Raw genomic sequence first — 23809 nt, 5'->3', positions numbered from 1 at the left:
ACTAAAAAACTATGTATGGATTTCTTTCATCAAACACATAGTCAAGAAACTACTAAAGTCTCGCCGGTAAATTTAATGTTATGGGCTGAATATGCAGATTTGTATATTCAGCCCATAACATTAATAACACGTAAGATAATATAGAAAGCGATTTCATTTTTATAAAATTATTAATCAATTAATTTCACATAAATAATAGGGATAACATCTAATCTTTATATTTTTCATTTAGCTATCAATATATCGAAATAATCAGAAAATTGACAAAAAGAAAAAGTTGTTTTCCTACTTTTCCCAGTACAGAACAACTTCCAATTACTAAAAAGATGCTTGTAAAGCATGTTTTATTGCTTTATTAAATATAGTGTACATTTTTAAAACGGTTTTTCAATAGGCTTGATTTCCTATAACTAAAAAAAGAAACCGGTCTTTTTCTTTTTGTCTCTAAAAGGAGCAATAATATCGTGAGTAATATAATTAAACGACGTCATACAAATCAATATGCTCAAATACATAATAACCCCTTACAAAATGATTTAGTTGATTTACGAGCAATTGGTCTTCTTTCCCATCTTATGAGCTTACCTAGCGATTGGGTAATTTATAAAACGCAACTCTATAAAAAGTTTAGTAGGAAAAATATAGATGCAGCTTGGAAAGAACTTGCAAATAAAAACTATATAATTGGTTTTAATTGCTACATAGATGGAAAAAAGAAATCTTTTTATAATGTTTCGGATATTCCATTCGTATCTGAGGAACTTTCCGAATTCATTCTTGAGACTTGCTCAGAACTAATAAATTCGGGTGCATCCGTAAAATCTTTAAACCTAATGAGTGGCGGAACCCTTGTTATTACGGAGAAATCAACTGATGTACCATTAGTACATCAGTTGATTTCTCCAAATAAAATTAGTGATGTACCATTAGTACAGCACTCTCAGTACAGTACTAATGGTACATATACAAAAGAAAAATATACAAAAGAAAGAAAAACAAATATTGATGATGAAGATATATCAAATTTTTTATTTTCAAGTAAAAATAGCATTCAAAATTCAAAAATTAATGATACTAAACATGCCCCTACTGCAGATAAAATTTGTTTATCAGATAAACAAATTTCAATAATTACCAATAAAGTTCGAGATCTTTTTAAAGATAAAATACAAAAGAGATCCTTTGATTCTGTCTTAAAGAAATGTGTTAATAACTATAAAAAAGGCAATGTACCAAATTATGAAAATTACTTAATTACCTCCATAGAAAATAAGATTACAGATCTTGAACTTCGGAGGGAACGTGAGAAACAATTATTAGACTTAGTACCAAAATCTAATAATCAGAGAACCAAAAGACGAGAACTTGTTCCAGAATGGCTACATGCAGAAGAAACAGAGCAACCTAGTAAACAGAATTCAGCAAAAGTCATTGAGGCGGAACGTCAAAAACTCTTTGAAGAACTCCAAAAATATAAACGAAAAAATTAAATTAATTAAAGCGAATATAATGGATTGGTTTGCTATCGACAAACTAAAAAATAAATTTAACAAATTCATAGATAGACACAATTTAAGTCAACAAGATCTAGTTAGAGAAAATAGAGTGAGTAGCGGTACAATTAGTTAATTATGTAAAGTGAAATTTTTATTTGCATAAAAAATAGAACCTATAAATAGAATATACAACATTTTAAGTCTTTAACTTCATTCCACAAATTGGTATCATATATATAATATTTTGTTTATATGAAAGGGGTAACTGAATGTTTTTACAAAAATATAAAGGTTTGATTATTGGGATAATTGGTGCTGTTATGGGGGTAATATCCTTTGTTTATCTTAAAGATTTAGATTATATATATAAGACATGTCTTAAGTTATTTTCTGTAACATTAATAGTTATTGGATGGGTTATTACCTCTAATTCAGATCATTTCTACAAAAAAAAGAAGAGTAGTGACAGATAAGTGTCATTACTCTTCTTTTTTTATGCTTTATTAATAAGAGGAGCAAATAGCAGAGTTGAAACATGTAATTCAAATCAAACTTTCTTATAAGAGACCTTGCAACAGAGTGCCTTTTTGTATTTTTCAATAAACACATTTAATTTATTGTTAAACAAATCTAGATTTTATATTTATTTGTATTTTTTTAAAGTTCCTTCATAATAAGCTACAATCGAAAACTTGGAACGTTCCTGAGAAACAAGATGGAGTGTCCCTTGATAAGTACCATCATCATATGTAAAAGTATTAGGGATGCTTATTATTGGACCGAGGAAAGGATTCGGAAATGTTTTAAAACAACTTTTCACATATTCATTTGCTTCTACATTTTGTGTAACGTCTTTACATATCCCATTATTGCTAAGAACATTCAGTCCCTCCGCTTGTGCAGAGATTCCTCCCATAACAAGAAATCCTAATGTTAATACACTTACAACAAATTTTTTAAACATATAATCATCCCTTTTTATTAGTTTTCATCCTGATGAGAATTAATAACCCTAAAATACAGTTATTTGTTCAATTATAAACAATCTAAAGAGTGAGTTCGTTTTGTAACACTAATACAAATTGAGCACTAGTTGTTATAGTATATTTCCACTTAAATATACAAAATCCTCCTTTTTTAGGGTATGGAGACATCGCCGTTAAGTTAACAAAAACAAGATACTCCATTCCTATCAAGCTAAGAAAAACAAATACCCAAAACGAGAAAATTGACATCTTTAGGTGAAGATGTACAATTTTTTGTTTTGGGAGCGTTATAAAATTCTTAAGTTGATGGGCATATATGGTGACCCCTATTAGAACTTAAGATAAGCAATTTTTATAAGATACTAAAAGAATATGAGACCACACTAGGCCAGCTTTAATTACAAATCTAGTTTCATTAAAAGAATAGCGAAAGTTACAAAACCTTTAACTTAAAAAAAAATAAAATAATAACCAATACCTATATTTCACTTAGTCGTAGAAATCAAAAAAACATACAAACATTTAACATCTTTATACTCTAAGCTTAATAGTGATGTAATACTTCCTCAAGAAATAAGCCAAAAAAATGTAATGAATTCAAAGAAAAAAGAACCCACTGGAGATCGGGTTCTTTTAGAAGTGATGATGTTTTTTCGGCTTCACAAAGCGAGAAAATACAAAAATATAATACATTGAGTTTTAGAGAATTTCAATACTAAAAAAACTCTTTTGGAATGAATTTTTTTATGTAACACTAGTATCTTTTCTTACTTCTATTTCTTTTAATAAGTCCATAAATTTTATCCATAATAAACTCTTCTTGTTCTTTCCAAATAGCTTCAGCTTCCTCTAATGTAACTACTCTCACTAACTCCTCAATTGCTGTATCTTTAACTAAAAATGTAGCTATGGCCCCTGTAGCTGTTGAATATTTAGTAATAACTGAATCTATAATAGTATCAATTTCTAGTAACTTATTATTAGACTCCTCTTCATTTTGACTACTTTCATTTAATATTCTTTTATCAGAAAGTTCTTTTAATCGGGAATTTAGAATAAATTCTACATAACCGATTGGCGAATCAATATCTGAACGAAAACGTATATCCTCAATTATCTCTAATACAATTTCTTTATGCTCTGCCCATTTCTCAAGCACTTTAGGAAATACTTTTTCTTTACAACGTTCTTCAAATCTTTTGATTTTTTGTTCGAATGTATTTGGCTGTTGAAACTTATCTAATTTTTTTTCAAAATGAACTAAATCAGAATCTTTCTTTTTCTGAGCACGAATGATGAATCTAATTTTTTGTACTTTCCTACCTATTTTAATTTCCTCAAATTCAAAAGAAATATCTGTTTTTTGATTTAATTCTTTTTGAGAGGGCTTCAATACACGTTGCTTGAAATTTGCATAGTTAGGGTATACATCCATTGCATCTAAATAATACCTTAAATTTTCTAAACTAATTGTACGTTCTTTTAAATCTTCATATTGTTTAAGTAGCTCATAAATACGTATAGCATATGTACTTTTTAATTTAACAACATTAGCCAATCTATAGCTTGTAAATTTGCTACTTAGTTCTAATAAGAATGGCTTTAATAAAGGATCAAAACGCATGTCAATTGTCCCTTTATTTCTATTGTAAATTGCTGAAGAAAGCCAAGATACTTGTATTAATTCTTCCCCAGCTCGGATTTCAATTACTTTAGATAATAGTTCCTTTGTAATTTTACTTAACTCTGTATATTTAGTAGATCCATTCAAACCAAGTAAATCATGAAATTGTTTAATTGGGAATGTGTATGTTTTAAAGTCCCGGTCGTTGGGTTCAATATTACTAGCCAAACAAAGTAACATTTTTTGTTCAACTAAATTCAAACGTGAATTAGCTTCAATCAATGTATTTGATTTGGAGACAATATTATTCTCTTTAATTTGCAAATCTTGATTTATAGACATATCTACATACGTCATTCCTTTCCTACCCCTATTACTAAATTAACTATAACAAACAAAATCACTTTGTTATAGTTAATTTTTTTCAAACCCTTATAATCGATTTCCCACTGTAAGATATCTAAGTACTCTACATAACATAATTATGTTATGTAGAGTACTTAGATAATGAAACTTCATCTTTTTAAATTTATAAAAATGTATATCATGTACCAAATTTGTTATCTTTAGAACCGTTTTTGTTATAGATGAAACCAAATTTGTTATCTTTTAAACCATTTTTGTCATAGATAGATAACCAAATTTGTTATCTTTTAAACCATTTTTGTTATAGATGAAACCAAATTTGTTATCTTTTAAACCATTTTTGTTATAGATAAGTATTATAATCCCTTTCATATCAATATGTTTCAGCTTCCTAAAACATATAAACATATAAAACATATAAAACAATTATTATATAAACATACAAAACATATAAAATTATGTTGAAAGTATTAAAATATATTATCTTTTTATAAAAACTCCATATGGAATTTCAAACTATGATGTGTTTATAAAACCAAATTTGTTACGTTTATCTCTTTTTACATAGTTATAAATCATGCAACAAGCTTGCGGATTGTTGTCCCTCATCAAAATCCTTTTATGCTATACCCTTGGAAACATTATGCTAATTAAGATTAGCAACAAAGTAATTCCAATTAAAGATCAAGATTTGAAGCCAAATATCATTGAATGGATATATCAATTATTATTGAAGAGCAGTCTGTAGGTCACATAGGTACACTTCAAAAGAGGAAAGCACTTTAATTAAGTGCTTTCCTCTCCTTCTTATTATCATAATGGAGACACCACAATGAAAGAACATAACAAACAAAAATCATATTATATAAGAGAATACACATTAAGAGATAAAAGTACAAAATCAATTAGAGTTGAACCCTGGCGCTCTTTTAAAAAACGCATGTGAAATTGCGAATCCTCTTGTAAGTGTTGTAATATAAACACAAAAAGGAGAGCAACATGCTACTAACATGTGCTCTCCTTTAGATAGCTGCTACCGTCAAGGTGGCGGTGGCCACTAAAAAATAACACCTACAATATTTGTAGGTGTTATTTTTAATCATTTAGGCTTGTAAAATATTCCGTATTTCTTCTATACGTAAATTTGTAAACTTTGCAATATCTTCTATTGGCATTCCGTTTTTGTGCATACCACGAATAAGCTGTATTTTTCCTTCTTTAATGCCCTTTTCAATCCCTTTTTGTTCTGCATAAGCAAACTTTGCGGCTTCATCCATTAACGCTTTCTCCCTTGCTTCATACGCTTGTCGGAAAGAAGAATCTTGACTCATACGTTCCCATTTATTCAGGGCTTTTTGTAAAATCGGGTCTTGGTTCATCGCAATATCCTCCAATGTTTGGGTTAATCGTTCATCTTCATTCGCTGGAAGTAGTAACAACCAGCGAACAAACGAATCTTCCCAGGGATTTACTTGTTCATTACGCCACTGTTGCATTAATTTTGGAATTTCCACGATATGAATTTCAATATCATCACTTAACTTCTTTTGTTGTTGCTGATTCCATAGAATTCCAGTTGTATGAAACGCTTCATATTCGGGAAACATCACAAAGTTTAACAAATTAATCGTAATGGTTTTGTGAAGAGAACTATAAGACATCCCCTTTTGTAATTGAGATGTATATAGCCTTCCCCAATAATACAGGCTTCTTTTAATCATATCATGATTATTATTCAATTGAATTTCCACATTTACCTTTGTTCCTGTATCTAATGTCGCTGAAATATCTAAAATTGATAATTTATCTTCCTCATGTTCTCGGTGTAAGTGCGGGTCTTCTAATTGTAACGAAACAATAGGTGATTCTAAAGAATCCTGTAACATCGCATTTAAAAAAGCAATTAGGATATCTTCATTTCCACTTGTGCCAAATAATTGTTTAAAAGCAAAATCGATGCGTAAATTCACTAATTGTTGGTTGGACATGGGTTTTCCTCTCCCCATCTCATAAGATGTTTTTCTTTCATTGTACATAAAAGAGGGATACGCATGCAAACAAGCTCTTATATCCATCGACATAAGAGCTTGTTTGAAACCATACATAATTAACAGATTAGTTGCGTTTCATAGAAACTGAAAGATTGCCTACTGTAAGAAAAACTCACGTTTAGTATACAAAATACAATCAAAAATGCCAATACATAAATTCATACAATATCGTCCAATACATTTAAATTTCTATCCAATCCGATAATTCAAAGCACCATTTTGTATTATTTCTTATCCAAACAAAAAGATTCGTGCTCCATTTTTTTAATCCCTCTCCAACTTTCACATAATAATAGCCACATACCTTTAAGCATATATATCTAGATATATGTGCTTAAGTCTATTTTAGGGTGCATAACTTAAGTACATATACCTGGACCATGAAAAATATTGTCATTTCAACATTTCCCAATACTTTTTTTCTCAAAAAAACAAAAGATTATATCCCCCTCAAAACCGAAACTTAATGAGATTTTATAACAGAAATTCCACATCAAGATCAGCTCATAAAATAATAAAAAGCCTTGCTGTAGAAACAAGACTTTTCCTCTCTTATTTTTGTTCGATTAGATACCGACTATCCTCTGAAACACATAAACTTGCCGTATTCACTTTTATACTGCATTTTCCTAATCGCCTCTTTACTTCTGATTGTAATTTTTCATTTGCTTCCTCTAAAGAACATGCTGGAATAATCGTAGATTGTGAGTCTGTTACCTTGCCGCTATACATCACCGAAAATTCAAATTCATATTGATGTATCAAGATTTCTCCACTCCCTTTTTCTTAAAGTTCCTCACAGATCATTCATATTTGTCACTTGCTCCTGCAGTTTTTGAAGTTGGATACGTATTTGCGGTACATACCAGCTTTTTCTCAATCGAATGATTGCAATTCCTACAATTACAATCAAAAATGCTTGTAGGAAAATATCTTACGTTTCCCATAACGTACACAAATACAGAAGACTTCCTGAACAAAAATAGTACATGGCCAATAATAAGTTTATATTTGCGATTATCATTTGTTTCTTTACAATAGCGGCCATTCCCATTCCTCGCATATCGTCCTCCTTCAACATCGACCCATCATTCGCCTTCCACTCATTCCTACACATCTATATATCCACCTATATCATAACTCCACGCCCTGTCTAGCCATGCCCACATGTCTCCGCATAGCCCCGCAATGTCCTGACCATGGACTCCCACCAAGCCCCAAAGAAAACACCTCGACCTAGAATCCCCTATTGCTTGTTTGTATGATTCTCGCATATAATTGCGGTACACAATTTTTAGGACAAAGGAGTATATAACCATGACTTGGGAACTTTCTGTTGATGTTTTCCTTTCTGATCTGTTAAAACATGGCCGTAAATCTTCCACCGTTAAACAATACCGCTACGATCTCACACTTTTCACATCATGGATTCAGAAACGTGTCAAATTGCCACCAGAATCGTTTTTTTATTCTTTTGATGCAAATGTATTGGAAAGATACTTAAAAGCTCTTAAAAAGGAACGTGGAGCATCAATTTCTAATATCAAGCGTGTACGAGGTATTCTCATTAACTTTTTACAATTTCATGGTGTGGCCCAGGATTTAAAAAGTGATGTCTCCCCTCCTGGACTAACTTCTAAACACTTTGCATCGGACAAAGAAATTAAAAAGCTATTCCGCGTCATGCGTAGTTATAACGGATTAACCGACTACCAGGCGTCAGGAAGAAAATTTATTCTAGAACGTAATCTTTTATTAATTCATTTCATGTTAGATTATGGGCTATCTATCCAGGACATTCTTACGCTTTCTATGCATGATGTACACTTTGGGACCAATACGATTACCCCAGGAGGGTTACACGCCCACAAACGATCTATTAACCTTTCAAAAGAGCATGTAAAACTTGCCTTATCATATTACAACAAGATTCCTAATCTTGTAAGACCGCGCCAACAAACGGGCGATCCCTTTTTTGTGGCGTTTGATTTTGCCCCGCAAACATTCCGATGGGACTATGAAAAAGATCAACCCGCTGCTTTAACTAGAATCGCTGTACAACGCATGTTACAGAAAGAAGCGAAACGCGCTGAAATCCATGTAACGCCTACTATGCTACGGAACCGTTTTATATTAAATGCGCTACAAAATGGCATGAAATCCATTGAAATTAAAGCCTATTTAGGATTAAAAAGCATTGAGGCTCTACATAGATATGTTCAGTTTTGGCATAAACAACAATAAAAAGAAGACCAAACTAAAAAAATCTAGTTTGGTCTTCTTTTTATTTTAAATTCATTAACAATTATTTTTTTCACATCACTATAAAATACCATTATTAGCATCCCTGATATAGTTATAAATAAAGAAATTCCTTCAATACCAATAAATATCCCTACAAATATAAGAACAATACCTATAAAAAATCCAAAATCATTTCCCTCATCATCTTCACACTCATCATTATCCTTTTTATCTAAATCCTCTCTAGCATCCCCTGATCCCTTTATTAACTCATCAATTGTTACTTCATATAAGTCACTAAGTAAAATCAAATTATCAATATCAGGATAACTTTTATTACTCTCCCATTTATAAACAGCTTGTCTAGTCACTCCAACCTTTCGAGCTACATCTTCTTGTGAAAAGCTTTTTGATTCACGAAACTTTTTCAATTGCGAACCTAATTTCATATTATTCACCTCTAAGAAATCATTACATATAAACCCTTAATTAATAAAGAAACCATTAATCTAATACATGTAAACTAATGGTTCACATATTCAAATCCTTACTAAATTCCTCTTTACATTCAATTAATACAATATTATCAGAAACTAAAAAAGCCAAAAGATAATATTAAATAAGTCATCTTTCGGCTTCAAAACATCTATAAAAAATTTATTATTTCTCCTGATTTTCTACTTTTTCAGTTTTAGAATTGAATCCACTTTTAAATCCATCCAGAAAATCACAACCACCTAATGAAAAAACAAATACACATAATAAACCTATCAAAATACCCTTTTTGTAGTTCACTTTATAACATCCTCCATAAATAAAACTTAATATTGTAATTATAATATACAAATTAGAAATATCTATGAAAATAACCTTAAATTAACCTTAAATAATTAGATTGTTGTTATCATTCCTGAATATAAACTTTTTATTATTAGTTTACATTCATTTCCCCTTAAACATTGACTTCACATCAAATTCCCTGATATCCTCAAAATACACAACAAAAGTATACATTCAAAACGATATAAATAAAGAGGTCATAAATCCATGAATAAAAAGCCACATCTCATTGATGTCCAACCTATCCGTAGCAAAGAACAGATCGAAGATATGAAATGGGCTCTTAAACGTCATTGTTCTGAAAGAGACTATATCCTATTTTTAATTGGTATCCATACTGGACTACGCGTGAGTGATCTACTCCAAATCGAAACACAAACCATAGTAAAACTAAAACGAAAAAAGAGAAAAGAATTTAAAATCAAAGAAGGAAAGACGAAGAAAGAACGCATAATTAACCTTACTTCTATTTTTGATGAAGTATATTCATATGCCCAATCACTAGAAAGTACCTGGTTATTCCCTTCAAGAAAAGGAGACAAACCCATTAGTAAAATCCAGGCTTATCGACAATTGCAAAAAGCCGGAGATTTTGCTAGTGTAGAATCCATTGGGACTCACACCATGCGCAAAACCTTCGGCTATTGGTTCTATAAGCAAACAAAAGATGTAGCAATGTTGCAAGAAATACTTAATCATAGCACACCACAAATTACTCTTAAATATATCGGTATCAACAAAGAAGAAAAAGACAATATACTTGATACATTTTATATCTAACAAAGAAAAAAACACCATAATCATTAATCATTATATCTATATTCATGATAATATTAGAAATAAGGTAATTAGTACAATGGAGGACTACAACATGAAAAAAATAAAAAAACTTTTAAATAATCCATTCTTGAAATATCCATTAATTATAATTTCAGCCATTGTGATAATAAAAGTAGGATATGATTTAGGATCATTTTTAATGAAATTAAAATATAATTAAATAAAAATAAGAAGAAATTAATCCTATAACAAAGGATTAATTTCTTCTCATTTGTATTTCAATTTTATGAAAGAAAATCTAATTTCTTTAAAATAAATTTCCAAATTGGTTCTTCACCTATAAGTATAGAAGCATTACCTACTATACCCACATTTAAATCATCTAACTTATCTGTATTAACCGTGGCATCAACCTCATATACATAAGATTTCATATCTTTATTAAATGTTGGTTGTGCTGATATATACTTTATCACTCCAACCAACTTATTCTCGCTATCTATATTAAAAGAATAATTAACCTTATCTCCTACTTTTATATCTTTCCTATTATCAGCTAATAATAAAATCTTAATTTTTTTATCAGATTCCTTCGGAATGATAGAAGTAATTTCTTGTCCAGCCTCTAATAAATCACCTTTTTGTAAAGGAGAAGATAGTTGAACAATGCCATCTTTAGAAGAACGAATTGACATATTCCCCTCATTATTTAGTAAAGAATCTTTTTCTTGTTTCTTTAAAAATAAATCTTCTTCCATTTTTTCTAAACGTTGATTAATTGCTACAATATTATCTTGCTTATACTTATCTAAAGCAATTTTATTTTGTTCTTCTTTATGTTTCTTCTGAATTAATATTTTTTTATTTTCACTATCTAATATAGATTTTCTCTGCTCTATACGTTTACCAATATTACCTTTTTGAGATTTTAATAAATTTACTTTGTAATCAAATTCTTCCTTTAAAGCTCCTGAAAGATCCTGACCATTATTATGTTCTAACATCTTAATTTCTTGCTCTATTTTTTCTTGTTCCACAAATAATCCTTGTAAAACCTCATCAGTTTCATTTGAAACCTTATTTTGTTCTAGCATTTTAATCTCAGATTCTTTTTCTTTTCTTAATAATTTATAACCATTTTCATAACTCTTATATTCCTCTAAAAATTTACTATCAACATTCTCTGAAAAAGAATTTACTTCTTTTTCAATACTTGATTTCAACTGCAATAACATATTCTTTTGAATTTCAATATGATTAATCATAATATCTAACTGTTTTTTCTTATCCATTAATTCCTCATTTTTAAATTGGATAATAATATCACCTTTTTTTATTTCATCTCCTGATTTTACTCTTAATTCTTCCACAATCCCATTTAATGACGTTCTAATTATAGATACATCTTGACCACTCTGAACAATAGCAGTCCCTTTACTCACAATATCAATTTTACCCAAATATCCCCATAGGATTCCAAAAAGCAAACAAAATCCCAAAAATCCTAAAAACCACTTTACAAAAGATGGTGGCTTTCTATCCAAAAGCTCCGCACTATCTGTTAACTCTTCAAATGAATGTATTTTATGCATATTAAACTCCTCACATACCATGTGATTCTAATATTATTTGATCAGAATGAACCGTTTGATTCTTCCAAAGCCTATAATATTCTTCTTTTTTAGATAATAATTCCTCGTGTGTCCCTTCTTCCATAATCTCTCCTTTTTTCATAACAAAAATCTTATTAGCATGCTCAATTGTACTTAAGCGATGAGCAATCATTATAACTGTAATCCCCTGTTCTCTTAATACTTTCAACATATCTGTAATTTGCTTTTCAGTAGTTGAATCTAAATTACTCGTTGCTTCATCCAGTATTAAAATATTAGGTTTCTTTAATAATGCCCGTGCAATTGCTAAACGCTGTCTTTGTCCACCAGATAGATTAGAAGCATTTTCCTCTAATAAAGTTTCATATCTTAATGGTAATTCTGAAATAAAATCATGAACGCAAGCCTTTTTACACATATCAATAATCTCTTCTAATGATATTTTTATATCTAAACCAAAAGTTAAATTCTCATATATTGAACCACTAAAAAAGAAAGATTCTTGAGATACATATGCAATCTTCTCACGTAAGGTATTTTTATTAATCTCTTTAATATGATAATCATCATAAAATATATTTCCATTATTCACTTCATAATAATTCATCAATAATTTTGAAATTGTTGTTTTTCCAGAACCACTTTCTCCAACAAATGCAACTTGATCTCCAGAATTAATCGAAAAACTAATATTATTTAAAACATTACTTCTCATTCCATATCTAAAAGTGACATCTTTAAAATCTATTTGACCTGTTAAATATTTCGGAGATACTTTTCTTTCCTCAACTTCTGACTTTTCTATTTCTAAATCAAAAATATCATTTAATCTTTCTGCAGCAATCAACGCTGATTGCATAGTTGGCTGAATACCAATAATATTTTCAATTGGATTCAAAAAATAAACTAATAATGCATTATATGTAATTAATTCACCTATAGTCATATTCCCTTTTAGTACCTGTAAAGCACCAACCCAAAGAATGATCGTTCCACCAATTAATTCAAGTCCCATTTTAAAAGAACCTTGTAAATTAGCTAACATACCTCTTTTAAAAACATGCCTCATAAGATTAATAAAGCGACTTTCAACTTGAAAGAAAACTTCTCTTTCTGCATTATACGATTTAACAGTAGCAATACCATTTAAAGACTCTACTAAATAAGAAGTTAACTTCGCATTACTCTCCATTTCTTCCCTATTAATATTTTCATAAGGTTTATGAAATAACAAAATAGTAGCTATATAAAATGGAATTAACAAAAGCGTAACACCAAATAAAGTAGAACTATGTATATAAAGTAAAATAGCTCCTAACATTACCATCAATGTATCAATCATTAACGTAACTGTAATACTAGACAATGCATCCCTAATTTTACTAGCATCCATAAACCTAGAAATTATTTCACCTACTTTTCTAGTTTCAAAAAAATTCATAGGTAAACCAACTACATGACGGTAATATCCTAACATTAATTGAATATCTATTCTTCTACTAAAATATAAAATTAAATGTGTTCGAAAATAAGAAAGTAACACCTTAAAAACATACAGTATAACAATTCCAATAGACACAATATGTAACGTTTGAATTAACTGATTAGATACAATATCATCAATTAAAAATTTAAAATAAAAAGCCCCAGCAAAACCAAATATATTAAAAAATATAGATGCTAAAAACAAAGGAAGTAATAAGTTACTTTGTAATTTCAATAACCCAAAAAAACGTGAAAAGGTACTTTGAGAAACGTTCCCTTTTTGAAAATCAACTTTAGGACTCAATAAAATCAAAATACCCGTCCATATTTTACAAAAATCTTCTATATCATATGTAACTAAACCTTTTCCAGGATCAGCAACATATATTTTATCCTTTTTAACTTTATGAATTACTACATAATGTAATAATCCTCCATCCATTACAACATGTGCAATAGCTGGTAAAGGAATTTCCTTTAACGCTGTATAATCTGTAGCTTTTATACCTTTTACTTCAAAACCTAATTTTTCTCCTCCAGCTAATAAACCTTGAACATTAGTCCCTTCTAAATCAGTACCAACTACCTCACGAATTTTAGAAATCGATATAGAAAGACCATGATTTTTAGCTATCATAGCAAGACAAGCTGGCCCACAATCCTTTAAATCATGTTGTTTAATACACTTAAATTTTTTTACCAATTTATATCCTACTTTCTCAAAAATAATATTGAAATATAGTTAATTATATATATAGAAGTATATTTGAATAATAAAAAAATAAGAAATATGCAATATTGCATATTTAATAATACTATTTTCGTATTAGAATGTTAATTAAATATCAGTATATAATAATACTATTATTTAATATTCAACTTAGGAGGACATAATAATGAAATTAAATGCAACTAAATTTACAGAACTTAATGAAAAAGAAATGCAAACAAATGGTGGCGGAATTTGGCAAGTACCAGCAAATTTAGGTGGATGGACTGCAGTAATCGTTAACAGCGGAAAAATTGTAAAAGCAGGATATGACGCTGGAAAATGGATTGGCGAACAAGCATACAAAAAATAATATAAATAACAACAAGAGATGAGGAAAAATAATGAAAAATATCGAAATTAAAAACGTTGAAATTAAAAATGCAGTAAATTTAACAGAAGAAGAAATTCAAACAACAAACGGTGGCATAGTACCATTAGTAGTTCATGGGGCATTTATTTTATTCCAAGCTGGAATGGCTGCTGGTATCTATGAACAAGAAAAAAAATATAGAAAATAATAAATAAAATAAAAAAAGCAAGGGAATGCTTATAGACTGATCTATACTGCATTCCCTTATTGTATGTATGCTATATTTCTATTCTTCTTTTTCCGACATTAGAACCCTACATAAAATACCGGCAAAATTTACTTTTTAAACAAACCGAAAAAACCTTTCCGTTTTTGTTTCTGATTTTGCGCCTGCATATCTCTAATGTTTTCAAGCAATAACTGATCTCGTTTTTCTAGCTTCTTCTCTATAAAAACTTCTAATTCACTGTTTTTACCTTCTACTTCAGTTAACTTTTTCTCTGTATTCGCTAAATGCTCTTTTGTCGTAACCAATTCATTCGTAATTTCTTGCAATTTTTGAACAAGGGCTTGATTAAATTGATTTTGTAATTGTTGATTTTCTAATACTTCATTCAATTTCTTTTCTAGTTCTGATTTTTCTTCTTTTGAAACAAACGAATCAAGTTCTCCGTTTCGCCATGACCGAACTTGATCGTAAGACCATTTTTGGACCTGTATTTTTTCTTTTATTGCTTTTAATTCTTCTATATTTTCCTTCGAGTATCTGCGATGCCCTCCCTGACTTCGCTCCGTTTGTATATTAAATTCGTTTGACCATACCTTTAACAAATCAGGTGTGACCCCTAAAATATCCGCAACAATTTTCGGTGTGTGCATTTCCGATTTTAGTTCCAATTTTTATTCCTCCCCAAAAAACGGAATACGTTTTTCACTTAAAAAACACGATTAAATCAACATTCCAATCAAAATCGGAATGTACTTACAACCGATATAAAAACCGATTTTAAAAACAATTTAATTTCCGAAATACATTCCGATTTTAACACCGATATGTATTACTTCTCGATAATAACATTAAAATCTTTTTCTATATACAAGATTTTATGCAAAAAAAGAATAGCGGGGATCCCCAGAATCCCCGCTATATCAACAATGTATAAAATCCTGTATACGAAATGACGAGACAAAAAAAGAAGAATCCCTGTACATACAGGGATTCTAAAAAATCTGGCTACCGATAATAATGCGTTATGTTAACCGAGCATGTATAAAATATACATATCAAAAAGAACTACCCTATAAACAAATTGTTGTATAAACTTTAAATACACAACAATTTCTAAAAGGAGGAAATAAGATGTTTCCCATAGGTGAACAACCAAAAATTATTAATGATTTGAAAACATTAGAAGATACGCCCGATGAGTTAGCGATAAATGGAAAAACAAAAAATCTAGAAAAACTAGCATCGTTCCCCAAAATCAATAAATTATGGATTTTTACAGTGAACCAAAAACAATTCGAAACACTCCTCAATTACATAAAGCCCAAAATTCTTTACATTTATGAAATGAGGGTAGAAAATTTATCATCACTTGAAAAACTCACTGACATTGAAGAGATACATATGTGTTGGAATACAAAAGCAACAACATTATGGGATTTGACTCACAATATTAAACTCATCTCATTATCGATAGAAGATTTCTCAAAACTAGACAATGTAGCCCCCTTAAAACATAGTGAAAATCTTAAAAAACTTAATTTATCAGGTGGAATATGGAAATCACTTAATATTGATACATTAGAGCCTTTAAAATATCTGTCTAACCTTAAGGATCTTACTTTAATGAATATTAGAGTAAAAGATGAATCTTTAAAACCCCTGTCATGCTTGCATCAATTACAAGAACTAAATATCTCAAATCAGTTTCCAACTGAAGAGTATGCAAGACTTTCAATAATTCTTAAAAATACTAAATGTGATTTCTTTCAACCTTACATTAAATTTCCAGATGATTCTATTGATGATAAAAACATAATGGTTGTTGGGAAACGTAAACCTTTTCTCAACTCTGATACTGATTTTAAAAAAATTAAGAAGTACGAAGAACAATTTAAGATATTCCAAGACAAATATAAAGACATATCGGTTAATAATATTTAACTTCCTAGAACGATAATTATGTAAACACAAAAGTCCTCCAGTTAAACAATCCGGAGGACTTTTAATAGTTTTCTAAGTTATCTTCCAAATACACTCAATCCTAAATAAATCAAACTATAACTAATTAAAGCACTTGCAAGCATCAAACCTATTTTTAATAATTTGTCTTTTATATTAGGTCTTACTTCACTTACAGGTTTTCTCTCTATAAAATCAACTATTTGACGATAAGTTTTTAAATTATGCTCTTTTTTTATGTTTTCAACTTGCTGTAATGAAAACATAAGCAAAATCGTAAGTACCACAGGTATTATAAGACCATAATAACCCAAAAAGTAAAATACAGGTGCAATAGAAATCGGAAGTATAATCATTAATGCTAACATGATGTAACTCCACTTAAAGAAAGTTGATTTTTGAAGTTCTTCTTTCATGATCTTTACATCTCCTTTAACTAAATCATCCAGGGAGACATTAAAGAGGATACTCATCATTAGTAAATTATGAATATCTGGATAGTTCCTTTCATTTTCCCAGTTAGAAATAGATTGTCTGGAAACATGAATTTTTTCTGCTAACTTCTCTTGGGACATATTATCCCTTTTACGAAGATATTGTATCTGTCTACCAATGTTCATTTATACATCTCCCTTAAGTTTGAGGTTAAGTTAAAGGCTAATTAAAGACTACCAAGTTTCTTTATAATAACGTGATTTTAAAATGTAAAAATGTTTTATCATGCTATTTTCCCTTTATTTTTAGGTATAAGTGCTGAATCAACTAATGCAATTGCTGATCAAAGCAACTGTTTAAAGAATAAACCTCCTTTGGATGGGAAAGGTTTGCTTTTACTTCCTACAGTTACAAACATATATCTTGTGAAGAATACATATACATTAAAACAAAAGTTAACAATATTTTTTATAGTTAACATAAATGTAATATATATAAAATAAATCATTACAAACCCTTAAAAACATAGGGATAATAACACTTTATTTTTGTTAACTAATATCAAAATATATCTTCCAGTATAGACAAAAAAATGTTATATTGTTAACAAGATAACTAAAGGAGTGAATAGTTAATGAAAATTACTATGATGAATAAGGATTCCGGAAACTCACTTGATATGAACTTGATTGATGGTTTCTATATTGAAACACCTACAAACGTTGTAGAAATCAGTAAAGATGAAGCTGACTCTCATTTTGTAGCAACCATTACTAATCCTAAAGAATTATTATCCCGCCTACTTATTTCAACAACAATCCCAGGAGAAGACACTGAACGATTCTTCTTAGTTGGCGACGAAGCTGGAAAACATGCATTAGCTAACAATCATGTTAATAAACTCCATGATAAAATTACAAGTCCTATCCCTTACGTAATGTTTTTATCAGCTATTTCTTTCTATCATGCTATTAATGAAACTCGTGAATCGGATGACAATACAATTGAAATTGAATATTTCCAAACAATGTTACCTATATGGTTACTGAAACGAACAGCCAAATTTAGTGAGGCCCAGAATGCAATGGCGGAACGATTTGCTGGAGAGCATGAAGTGACAATACATACACCAGGAATGGAAAAAACATTAAAAATAACTGTAGAAAGGGCAACTTGTCGTATCGAAGGAGAAATTGCACGCTTAGCAATTAAAAAGAATTTTGAATTAGAAGATCGTGAAGAAGCGAGACAATTCGATAACAACGATACAGTACTTGTTGATATTGGCGGCGGAACAATTGATCTAGTATTATCACCAGCCGGTTTAAAGTCACCTAAGAACCGTGATTCAATGCAACCAATAGACAAATTATCTTATCTATCTCATATCGAAAAATTAAGAAAAGAAAAGTTCCTAGAAAAATTCTCAGATTTACGTTCTTTTGAAACATTTATAGTAAACAATTTCCAAAAACCAAAAATGGAATTAATCGACGGAAACACTGGCCAACGTGTAGATTTAACAGACAAAATTCGTTCTTCCTTAAAAGAGTTTGCTAAGTTTCTAATTTTAAAAATCCAAGATGTAATGCCTGCACCAGCTGATAAAGTTTATAAATATGTTTATTTCGGTGGTGTTGCCCCAATACTAGAAACTAGCATTCATGAAGTCATTGAAGAAATGTATGGAGCTGAAATTGCTCAAGCAAATCATATTTTCTTACCAGATTCACGCAAATTAAATTTATATGGTCTTGAAGTAAAAAGTCGCGGTGAAATGCTGCAAAAAACAGAGAAATAAGTATAGCCAGAAAGGAGGAGCCGCATTATGGGGCGTACTAAAAAGACCGAGAAACAAACAGTGTTTGGGCTTCGAACAGATCACATGAGCGAAGAAGTTTATAATCACCTTGAGCAAAAAGCCCGCTCAAAAAAGCTGGCAACTTATATTATTCAATTAGTTGAACAAGACTTAACACAAAAAGAGCCCTTTGATGCAAAAAAAGAACTTCTAAATGTCTCAAAAAACCAAGAACAAATGATGAATGCCATAAAACAAATTACACAAACAATTTCAGATCTCCGGGTGGCTCCTGTATCTGCTGTTCTTATGCAAAACGATGATAATACCCATAATTCCCTGGCAGACGATTTATTAAAAGACGTAGGTCAAATGGGACAATTAATAACTAATACCAACATTACAGGATCATTAGATGAAGACGATTTAGAAGATCCTGATTTCTAAAACAAAAAGAGTTGCCTGTATGAGAGCAACTCTTTTTGTTTTGTATAAGCTTAAAATATCCCAAATAGCTTCTTCCTTTTGGGTTCTTGGTTAGAAATATCAGCTTTAGCGTTGAGTTTTTCTAATTCTGTCATAATAAGATCAAGTTTCTTTTCTAATTCCTGATTTTTTTCACGCTCTGCTTCAAGCTCTTGTTTAAATAAATCATTGCTTTGACGTTCAATTTCAAGTTCTTTTCGAAAACCTATAAATTCAGTCTTGATATTTTCTAGGAAGTTCCTGATTTCGCTCGATATGGATTGTAGCGCGTATTGCTCCTCTTCACCTTGAACCCTTGTCACAGCAACCTCCGAATGCGCTACACCCTGTGTCGCACGGGAATGCTGTGTCATCAACACGCTAACAGCGTGATTCAACGAAACCTTAGTTTTTTCTCTAATCTCTTTTAAAGTATTAAAAACTGTTACATCATCAGCATGATACAGTCTTGTATCGCCATCTTTATTAAACTCATAGCCTTGTTTTTCGAGTTCTAAGCTATATTTTCTGATTGTACTTTCTGCTAGATTGGTGACACGGGAGACATCTATTGTTTTTAAATACACTTCACTTACAACATCATCTCTTCTCTCCATTCAACCACCTCCATTATAGTATTGCTACACTCTTACCACACTATCATTTTACTAATCCTTAATACCCATTGTACACTTTTTATTCTGCTTGAAAGCAAGAATTTTTCATATTTCGATTTCCACTTAATACTTGCAAGGGAATCCCATAGCGCTCCATATTATTTTCTAATTAGTCTTCGCTTTAGCTACTCAGCATACCTGTATCAATACTATAGCACCCATTAATTTGGATCTTTGTTATAGGGATCCCTATTTTCATTTAATTACTCTGTTAATTCCTAGAGTACCTTTTTCTGTCTTCCCATTACTTTAGTTTATTCTTTAACAACCACGCATTCACCTTGTGCTATAGCATTGATATACTCTTAAAACGAGATTTAGATGAGATACGTGAATCACAAAAACTTATTACAACCACCTAAGAATAAAAATAAGGATTCTGGTCTAGGTTCTTTTCAAAAATTAAAAACGTATGATGAAGTTTTTCATCATACGTCTTATTCCTGTTCTAACATAACAAAACCGGTTTCTTTAGAAGGTTCTATCCCTAATTCATTTAATATTGCCACCAACAAAAGTATTTGTTTTTCAAACCCATTATTTAATGCAATGTCAGTAATACGAATCACTTTCCATCCATTTGTTTTCATGTATTTATCCCGTCTACTGTCTCGTTTGATTCCTTCTGGTGTTCGATGAAAAGGCCCATCAATCTCTACGTCTATTTTTAAACCATTTGGGGCAAAAAATGCAAAATCTAACTTAAAACGCTTATTAGGTACTTTATATTGTACAGTTGGATAATAAACTTTAAAGCGCAATGCATCATATACTCGCTTTTCTAATTTATTAGAGCATTTCACCCGTTGTGAATCATTATTAGGATTATAAGTAGATGATGGAGTGAGAATTTGTGCCAAAAGAAAAAATATAATTGTGCAACCCAATACAACGAATAAACCTGTCATCTTTTCACACTCCAATAAAAAGTTTTAAGCTAATGCTCAAAACGTAATATACCCAAACCCTTTCTATATATCCTTTTCCAACCACATATCTTATACAAATAAAACAAAGCAGTCTTTTTTTATGTTCTTTAGATATAGATTAAGTTGAATTTTTTGGGAAAGTGCTTTGCAAAGATTTGTTGTATCATGCGTAAGTCAAATCTTTGCATTGTATGTATACCTCATTCCAATCAAAATTATTAATAAATCGTTCGTGTAAATACTCTATGAATCTCGTTCTCTTGTATTTTACTTAAATTTAAGTTGAATTGAATTGTATATGAATTTAACTTCCTGTCCATAATTGTAAATAAAAAATTAAGGACAGGAGAGTGAGCTAAATGTTTTTCCGCAAAAATAGGACTAAATTAAAAAAATGGTTAGATCGGCAAGGAATTGAACAACAGGAACTAGCCAAAAAGTCAAAAGTTTCTGTTCAAACAATCAGTAAAGCATGTAGAGATACAGATTATATCCCAAAACCTGAAATCATGAAAAAGCTATTAAATGCTATTAGAAAAATTGATCCTTACGCCAAAATCAATGACTTTTGGGATATGTAAAAAGCACAAGAAACAGTATCTTGTGCTTTCATAATTTTACTTTGACTGAACCTATTTGAACCGAAATGTCTTTAGGTTGCTGTACTTGTGCAAGAAAATGTTGAATAGAGGGCGCTTGAAAAATACGAAAATTAGAACTAGAGATTGGATATTTGAGATCAGTAAGGATTAAAAGTGAGGGAAATACCATATTATGTTTCGGTTGCCAAGATTCTTTTTTCCATTCCATGCTACGAAAATACGATTCATAACGTTTTATTTTCGTTTGGATCGTAGCCTTATTATAAATCGAGTTCTGGACTTCTATAAAGAATGGACTTTTACGCCAAATGGTGAATATATCGGGTTCCATATAACCTTTCTTATACTTAGGTTCTACCTGAAATACTTTCGGTCTTTCGGTTCTTAATAACTGCTTATATACATTCACAATCGCTAAAAAATGACGTATCTTTTGGCTTCCTTTACGAATAGTATTTGGATAAGGAAAATATACATATGGACGTTGTGATGTATCTACATCAATATATCCTTCGCGGCTTAACCGCTTTGTAACAGTATTACAACATGTTACTGCATTTTTTACATTTCTAAAATGAAGATCAATAATATCATCACGCGACATACATCTAAATTGCTGTAAATGGCCTATAATTTGCTTATCTCTATTCGTTAGCATCATCTAACACCCCAAAGATTTTATCTTCTCGATGCTCTTGTTCTTCCTTCTTTACACTTTGCTCTTTAGATAAACGATAAGGTTCTATAATTTCTTTTGCCTGGTCCAATGCCAAAAAAGGAGCCTGCACCTTTTTTAAACCATCTAATTTTAAAATCATTTGGCCCGATTGAATTAAATTTTCTGATCCAGGCGTCCCTACAATGTTACTGTTAATTAAGTCTGCACATTTAAAGCCCATTCTTACCGTCAAATTGAGCTTTAACTTACCATCAAGTATTTTTGCATCTGGACGTTGCATACTTAGCATAAGGAAGATACCAAGCGATCTGCCGACAGCTGATATTTTTTCTATTATGGCTACACATTCCTTTTCGTCCTGTAGCATTACTACCTCATCAATGGCAATAAAAATATAGGGTAAAGGTTTATCTTTTGTGATTTGATTGTATTCATCAATATGACCCAGCTCATATTCTTCCATTATCTTTCTTCTATGCAATACCTCTTTCCATAACTTTGATAACATACTTGTCATTTCGTGTTCTTCCATGCAAACATACTTCACGTGCTTCACTCTTCTTAAAAAATGAAACTCTGAATTTTTTAAGTCCCCCAGGTACAAATGTAAATGCTCTGGTGACATATGTTGGATTAATGTGGCTAAAATCACGCGCACCATACTACTTTTTCCGCTTCCTGTTTCTCCCGCAATCAGTAAATGAGGTGTATTTGAATCAACCATATCATACACAATCGCATTCCCGAATTGGTCCCGCCCTACTACCACAGGAAGACGATATTGTTTCAATAGTGGCTGCCATTGTTTATAACTGTAATCGTAAGGCTGTAAACTTGCATTAGAATGAAATACATGGAGTACGAACTTTTTAATATTGCCTTCCATCATAAGATTTTCGCCTAGTATTTGTTGAAAACAAAACCATTTCTTATGGATTTGAGCTGGATCAACTCCGTTTGGCAATGTAAAAGTGTACCGTACACTTTCTTTCCCTTCGTAAACATCATGAATCGTAGGATAAATGGGGACCTTTCCACCTCGTGTAATGTGTTCATCGTATAGCTTTGCTTTCTTAAATACTTCTTCTAACTGATATTTATATTTTTTCTTTTTTAACCATCTTTTCATTGTTCCCCCTCCTTACAACATAAGTAAAATGCGAATAAGTACATAACCAACGAATCCAATGCCTCCAATTCTTACACCATAATACAGACCATTAGACAGGAGATTAGATGCAAAAACATAATCATTTCGTACTAAGTATTTCTCCAATAAAACAGCTCCAATTGTAAGAGCGCCTACTATTCCCAGGGCTACATACGTATGAACAAGCGGTGATGACATATGAAAAAATGCGAACGGACTAATAGGGCCAATACTATATATTTTTGTTTGCTTTTTCTTCTTATAAGATTGGTCCATAAAGGCTTGAAAAGGAATTGTTTCTTTTCGCTTTAGCATG

The 23809-nt window shown here is 30.6% G+C and carries 26 protein-coding genes and 1 pseudogene; 11 read left to right on the top strand and 16 right to left on the bottom strand.

All coding sequences use genetic code 11. From position 1 onward, the window contains the following. The first annotated feature begins 464 nt into the window (after window positions 1-464). A complete protein-coding gene (locus ES895_RS27125) occupies window positions 465-1490 on the top strand; it encodes a hypothetical protein (protein WP_098331144.1) in 1026 nt (341 codons plus the stop codon). 275 nt (window positions 1491-1765) lie between these two features. Further along, entirely contained in the window at window positions 1766-1969 is a 204-nt protein-coding gene (locus ES895_RS27120; protein ID WP_000479690.1) for a hypothetical protein, read from the top strand. 170 nt (window positions 1970-2139) lie between these two features. Here ES895_RS27120 and ES895_RS27115 read toward each other — a convergent pair whose 3' ends face one another. From ES895_RS27115 to ES895_RS29920, 5 genes and pseudogenes are all read right to left on the bottom strand, one after another. Next, window positions 2140-2460 (bottom strand): hypothetical protein, encoded by a 321-nt coding sequence (locus ES895_RS27115; protein ID WP_097863007.1) that lies wholly within the window; start codon window positions 2458-2460, stop codon window positions 2140-2142. A 776-nt stretch (window positions 2461-3236) separates the two neighbouring features. Continuing rightward, the gene (locus ES895_RS27110) at window positions 3237-4448 is read right to left on the bottom strand and encodes a replication initiation protein (protein ID WP_033668445.1); all 1212 of its coding nucleotides are present in this window, start codon (window positions 4446-4448) and stop codon (window positions 3237-3239) included. 1127 nt (window positions 4449-5575) lie between these two features. Next, entirely contained in the window at window positions 5576-6460 is an 885-nt protein-coding gene (locus ES895_RS27105) for an Rpn family recombination-promoting nuclease/putative transposase (protein WP_481747514.1), read from the bottom strand. 615 nt (window positions 6461-7075) lie between these two features. Then, complete coding sequence (locus ES895_RS27100) at window positions 7076-7288, bottom strand: hypothetical protein (RefSeq protein ID WP_000581805.1); 213 nt, start codon at window positions 7286-7288, stop codon at window positions 7076-7078. 31 nt (window positions 7289-7319) lie between these two features. Continuing rightward, window positions 7320-7604 (bottom strand): annotated as a pseudogene (locus ES895_RS29920) (hypothetical protein). 236 nt (window positions 7605-7840) lie between these two features. Between ES895_RS29920 and ES895_RS27095 the strand changes: the two are divergent. Further along, complete coding sequence (locus ES895_RS27095; RefSeq protein WP_000219648.1) at window positions 7841-8767, top strand: tyrosine-type recombinase/integrase; 927 nt, start codon at window positions 7841-7843, stop codon at window positions 8765-8767. 23 nt (window positions 8768-8790) lie between these two features. Here ES895_RS27095 and ES895_RS27090 read toward each other — a convergent pair whose 3' ends face one another. Both ES895_RS27090 and ES895_RS30055 read right to left on the bottom strand, forming a co-directional pair. Further along, the gene (locus ES895_RS27090; protein WP_000766026.1) at window positions 8791-9216 is read right to left on the bottom strand and encodes a helix-turn-helix domain-containing protein; all 426 of its coding nucleotides are present in this window, start codon (window positions 9214-9216) and stop codon (window positions 8791-8793) included. A gap of 211 nt (window positions 9217-9427) precedes the next feature. Further along, the gene (locus ES895_RS30055) at window positions 9428-9562 is read right to left on the bottom strand and encodes a hypothetical protein (protein WP_001106970.1); all 135 of its coding nucleotides are present in this window, start codon (window positions 9560-9562) and stop codon (window positions 9428-9430) included. A 252-nt stretch (window positions 9563-9814) separates the two neighbouring features. On the opposite strand from ES895_RS30055, the gene ES895_RS27085 reads away from it, so the two are divergent. Then, window positions 9815-10387 carry a tyrosine-type recombinase/integrase gene (locus ES895_RS27085; protein ID WP_001035965.1) on the top strand — a complete coding sequence of 191 codons (573 nt, stop codon included), beginning with the start codon at window positions 9815-9817 and terminating at the stop codon, window positions 10385-10387. Window positions 10388-10478: 91 nt separating this feature from the next. Further along, on the top strand, window positions 10479-10607 hold the full coding sequence (locus ES895_RS30050) for a hypothetical protein (RefSeq protein ID WP_000721372.1): 129 nt from the start codon (window positions 10479-10481) through the stop codon (window positions 10605-10607). Between the two features lie 64 nt (window positions 10608-10671). On the opposite strand, the gene ES895_RS27080 is transcribed toward ES895_RS30050, so the two are convergent. Together ES895_RS27080 and ES895_RS27075 are read right to left on the bottom strand one after the other, a co-directional pair. After that, window positions 10672-11979 carry an HlyD family secretion protein gene (locus tag ES895_RS27080; RefSeq protein WP_135238796.1) on the bottom strand — a complete coding sequence of 436 codons (1308 nt, stop codon included), beginning with the start codon at window positions 11977-11979 and terminating at the stop codon, window positions 10672-10674. A 10-nt stretch (window positions 11980-11989) separates the two neighbouring features. Next, window positions 11990-14188, bottom strand: a complete 2199-nt coding sequence (locus tag ES895_RS27075) for a peptidase domain-containing ABC transporter (RefSeq protein ID WP_135238795.1) — start codon at window positions 14186-14188, stop codon at window positions 11990-11992. Window positions 14189-14381: 193 nt separating this feature from the next. Here ES895_RS27075 and ES895_RS27070 point away from each other — a divergent pair, with 193 nt between their 5' ends. Continuing rightward, window positions 14382-14567, top strand: coding sequence for a hypothetical protein (locus ES895_RS27070; RefSeq protein WP_000772691.1), 186 nt, complete (start codon window positions 14382-14384; stop codon window positions 14565-14567). Between the two features lie 31 nt (window positions 14568-14598). Beyond that, window positions 14599-14775 (top strand): class IIb bacteriocin, lactobin A/cerein 7B family, encoded by a 177-nt coding sequence (locus ES895_RS27065; protein ID WP_000789094.1) that lies wholly within the window; start codon window positions 14599-14601, stop codon window positions 14773-14775. Window positions 14776-14903: 128 nt separating this feature from the next. On the opposite strand, the gene ES895_RS27060 is transcribed toward ES895_RS27065, so the two are convergent. After that, the gene (locus ES895_RS27060; RefSeq protein WP_000421197.1) at window positions 14904-15464 is read right to left on the bottom strand and encodes a MerR family transcriptional regulator; all 561 of its coding nucleotides are present in this window, start codon (window positions 15462-15464) and stop codon (window positions 14904-14906) included. A 463-nt stretch (window positions 15465-15927) separates the two neighbouring features. Here ES895_RS27060 and ES895_RS27055 point away from each other — a divergent pair, with 463 nt between their 5' ends. Next, complete coding sequence (locus tag ES895_RS27055) at window positions 15928-16737, top strand: leucine-rich repeat domain-containing protein (protein WP_135238794.1); 810 nt, start codon at window positions 15928-15930, stop codon at window positions 16735-16737. 77 nt (window positions 16738-16814) lie between these two features. On the opposite strand, the gene ES895_RS27050 is transcribed toward ES895_RS27055, so the two are convergent. Next, window positions 16815-17375 (bottom strand): helix-turn-helix domain-containing protein, encoded by a 561-nt coding sequence (locus ES895_RS27050; protein WP_135238793.1) that lies wholly within the window; start codon window positions 17373-17375, stop codon window positions 16815-16817. Between the two features lie 449 nt (window positions 17376-17824). On the opposite strand from ES895_RS27050, the gene ES895_RS27045 reads away from it, so the two are divergent. After that, the gene (locus tag ES895_RS27045; RefSeq protein WP_000705232.1) at window positions 17825-18991 is read left to right on the top strand and encodes a ParM/StbA family protein; all 1167 of its coding nucleotides are present in this window, start codon (window positions 17825-17827) and stop codon (window positions 18989-18991) included. A gap of 27 nt (window positions 18992-19018) precedes the next feature. Then, the gene (locus tag ES895_RS27040; protein ID WP_000533813.1) at window positions 19019-19438 is read left to right on the top strand and encodes a hypothetical protein; all 420 of its coding nucleotides are present in this window, start codon (window positions 19019-19021) and stop codon (window positions 19436-19438) included. Between the two features lie 50 nt (window positions 19439-19488). On the opposite strand, the gene ES895_RS27035 is transcribed toward ES895_RS27040, so the two are convergent. Together ES895_RS27035 and ES895_RS27030 are read right to left on the bottom strand one after the other, a co-directional pair. Continuing rightward, window positions 19489-20073 carry a hypothetical protein gene (locus ES895_RS27035; RefSeq protein ID WP_135238792.1) on the bottom strand — a complete coding sequence of 195 codons (585 nt, stop codon included), beginning with the start codon at window positions 20071-20073 and terminating at the stop codon, window positions 19489-19491. A gap of 497 nt (window positions 20074-20570) precedes the next feature. Further along, window positions 20571-21041 carry an endonuclease domain-containing protein gene (locus ES895_RS27030; RefSeq protein ID WP_135238791.1) on the bottom strand — a complete coding sequence of 157 codons (471 nt, stop codon included), beginning with the start codon at window positions 21039-21041 and terminating at the stop codon, window positions 20571-20573. A 380-nt stretch (window positions 21042-21421) separates the two neighbouring features. On the opposite strand from ES895_RS27030, the gene ES895_RS27025 reads away from it, so the two are divergent. Continuing rightward, window positions 21422-21643: a helix-turn-helix domain-containing protein gene (locus tag ES895_RS27025; RefSeq protein WP_000466109.1), complete on the top strand. Its 222-nt coding sequence runs from the start codon at window positions 21422-21424 to the stop codon at window positions 21641-21643. A 28-nt stretch (window positions 21644-21671) separates the two neighbouring features. Here the strand turns inward: ES895_RS27025 and ES895_RS27020 are convergent, their stop codons facing one another. From ES895_RS27020 to ES895_RS27010, 3 genes are read right to left on the bottom strand one after another with little or no spacing between them, the layout of a single operon-like run. Further along, complete coding sequence (locus tag ES895_RS27020; RefSeq protein ID WP_135238790.1) at window positions 21672-22325, bottom strand: replication-relaxation family protein; 654 nt, start codon at window positions 22323-22325, stop codon at window positions 21672-21674. Further along, a complete protein-coding gene (locus ES895_RS27015) occupies window positions 22309-23472 on the bottom strand; it encodes an FtsK/SpoIIIE domain-containing protein (RefSeq protein WP_135238789.1) in 1164 nt (387 codons plus the stop codon). The genes ES895_RS27020 and ES895_RS27015 overlap by 17 nt, the downstream gene beginning before the upstream one ends. A gap of 12 nt (window positions 23473-23484) precedes the next feature. Further along, a complete protein-coding gene (locus tag ES895_RS27010; RefSeq protein WP_135238788.1) occupies window positions 23485-23808 on the bottom strand; it encodes a hypothetical protein in 324 nt (107 codons plus the stop codon). Window position 23809: the final 1 nt, after the last annotated feature.

Source organism: Bacillus sp. 007/AIA-02/001 (assembly GCF_004634455.1).
GTDB classification, from domain to species: domain Bacteria; phylum Bacillota; class Bacilli; order Bacillales; family Bacillaceae_G; genus Bacillus_A; species Bacillus_A cereus.
This window is presented reverse-complemented; position numbering and strand designations above follow the sequence as displayed.

Excerpts from the sequence above, each read along its gene's own strand:
- ES895_RS30050 (WP_000721372.1), top strand. The coding sequence starts at position 10,479 with ATGAAAAAAATAAAAAAACTTTTAAATAATCCATTCTTGAAATATCCA.
- ES895_RS27020 (WP_135238790.1), bottom strand. The coding sequence starts at position 22,325 with ATGATGCTAACGAATAGAGATAAGCAAATTATAGGCCATTTACAGCAA.
- ES895_RS27030 (WP_135238791.1), bottom strand. The coding sequence starts at position 21,041 with ATGACAGGTTTATTCGTTGTATTGGGTTGCACAATTATATTTTTTCTT.
- ES895_RS27055 (WP_135238794.1), top strand. The coding sequence starts at position 15,928 with ATGTTTCCCATAGGTGAACAACCAAAAATTATTAATGATTTGAAAACA.
- ES895_RS27045 (WP_000705232.1), top strand. The coding sequence starts at position 17,825 with ATGAAAATTACTATGATGAATAAGGATTCCGGAAACTCACTTGATATG.
- ES895_RS27015 (WP_135238789.1), bottom strand. The coding sequence starts at position 23,472 with ATGAAAAGATGGTTAAAAAAGAAAAAATATAAATATCAGTTAGAAGAA.
- ES895_RS27115 (WP_097863007.1), bottom strand. The coding sequence starts at position 2,460 with ATGTTTAAAAAATTTGTTGTAAGTGTATTAACATTAGGATTTCTTGTT.
- ES895_RS27105 (WP_481747514.1), bottom strand. The coding sequence starts at position 6,460 with ATGTCCAACCAACAATTAGTGAATTTACGCATCGATTTTGCTTTTAAA.
- ES895_RS27080 (WP_135238796.1), bottom strand. The coding sequence starts at position 11,979 with ATGCATAAAATACATTCATTTGAAGAGTTAACAGATAGTGCGGAGCTT.
- ES895_RS27050 (WP_135238793.1), bottom strand. The coding sequence starts at position 17,375 with ATGAACATTGGTAGACAGATACAATATCTTCGTAAAAGGGATAATATG.
- ES895_RS27065 (WP_000789094.1), top strand. The coding sequence starts at position 14,599 with ATGAAAAATATCGAAATTAAAAACGTTGAAATTAAAAATGCAGTAAAT.
- ES895_RS27070 (WP_000772691.1), top strand. The coding sequence starts at position 14,382 with ATGAAATTAAATGCAACTAAATTTACAGAACTTAATGAAAAAGAAATG.
- ES895_RS27120 (WP_000479690.1), top strand. The coding sequence starts at position 1,766 with ATGTTTTTACAAAAATATAAAGGTTTGATTATTGGGATAATTGGTGCT.
- ES895_RS27085 (WP_001035965.1), top strand. The coding sequence starts at position 9,815 with ATGAATAAAAAGCCACATCTCATTGATGTCCAACCTATCCGTAGCAAA.
- ES895_RS27095 (WP_000219648.1), top strand. The coding sequence starts at position 7,841 with ATGACTTGGGAACTTTCTGTTGATGTTTTCCTTTCTGATCTGTTAAAA.
- ES895_RS27035 (WP_135238792.1), bottom strand. The coding sequence starts at position 20,073 with ATGGAGAGAAGAGATGATGTTGTAAGTGAAGTGTATTTAAAAACAATA.
- ES895_RS27090 (WP_000766026.1), bottom strand. The coding sequence starts at position 9,216 with ATGAAATTAGGTTCGCAATTGAAAAAGTTTCGTGAATCAAAAAGCTTT.
- ES895_RS27110 (WP_033668445.1), bottom strand. The coding sequence starts at position 4,448 with ATGTCTATAAATCAAGATTTGCAAATTAAAGAGAATAATATTGTCTCC.
- ES895_RS27025 (WP_000466109.1), top strand. The coding sequence starts at position 21,422 with ATGTTTTTCCGCAAAAATAGGACTAAATTAAAAAAATGGTTAGATCGG.
- ES895_RS27040 (WP_000533813.1), top strand. The coding sequence starts at position 19,019 with ATGGGGCGTACTAAAAAGACCGAGAAACAAACAGTGTTTGGGCTTCGA.
- ES895_RS27010 (WP_135238788.1), bottom strand. The coding sequence starts at position 23,808 with ATGCTAAAGCGAAAAGAAACAATTCCTTTTCAAGCCTTTATGGACCAA.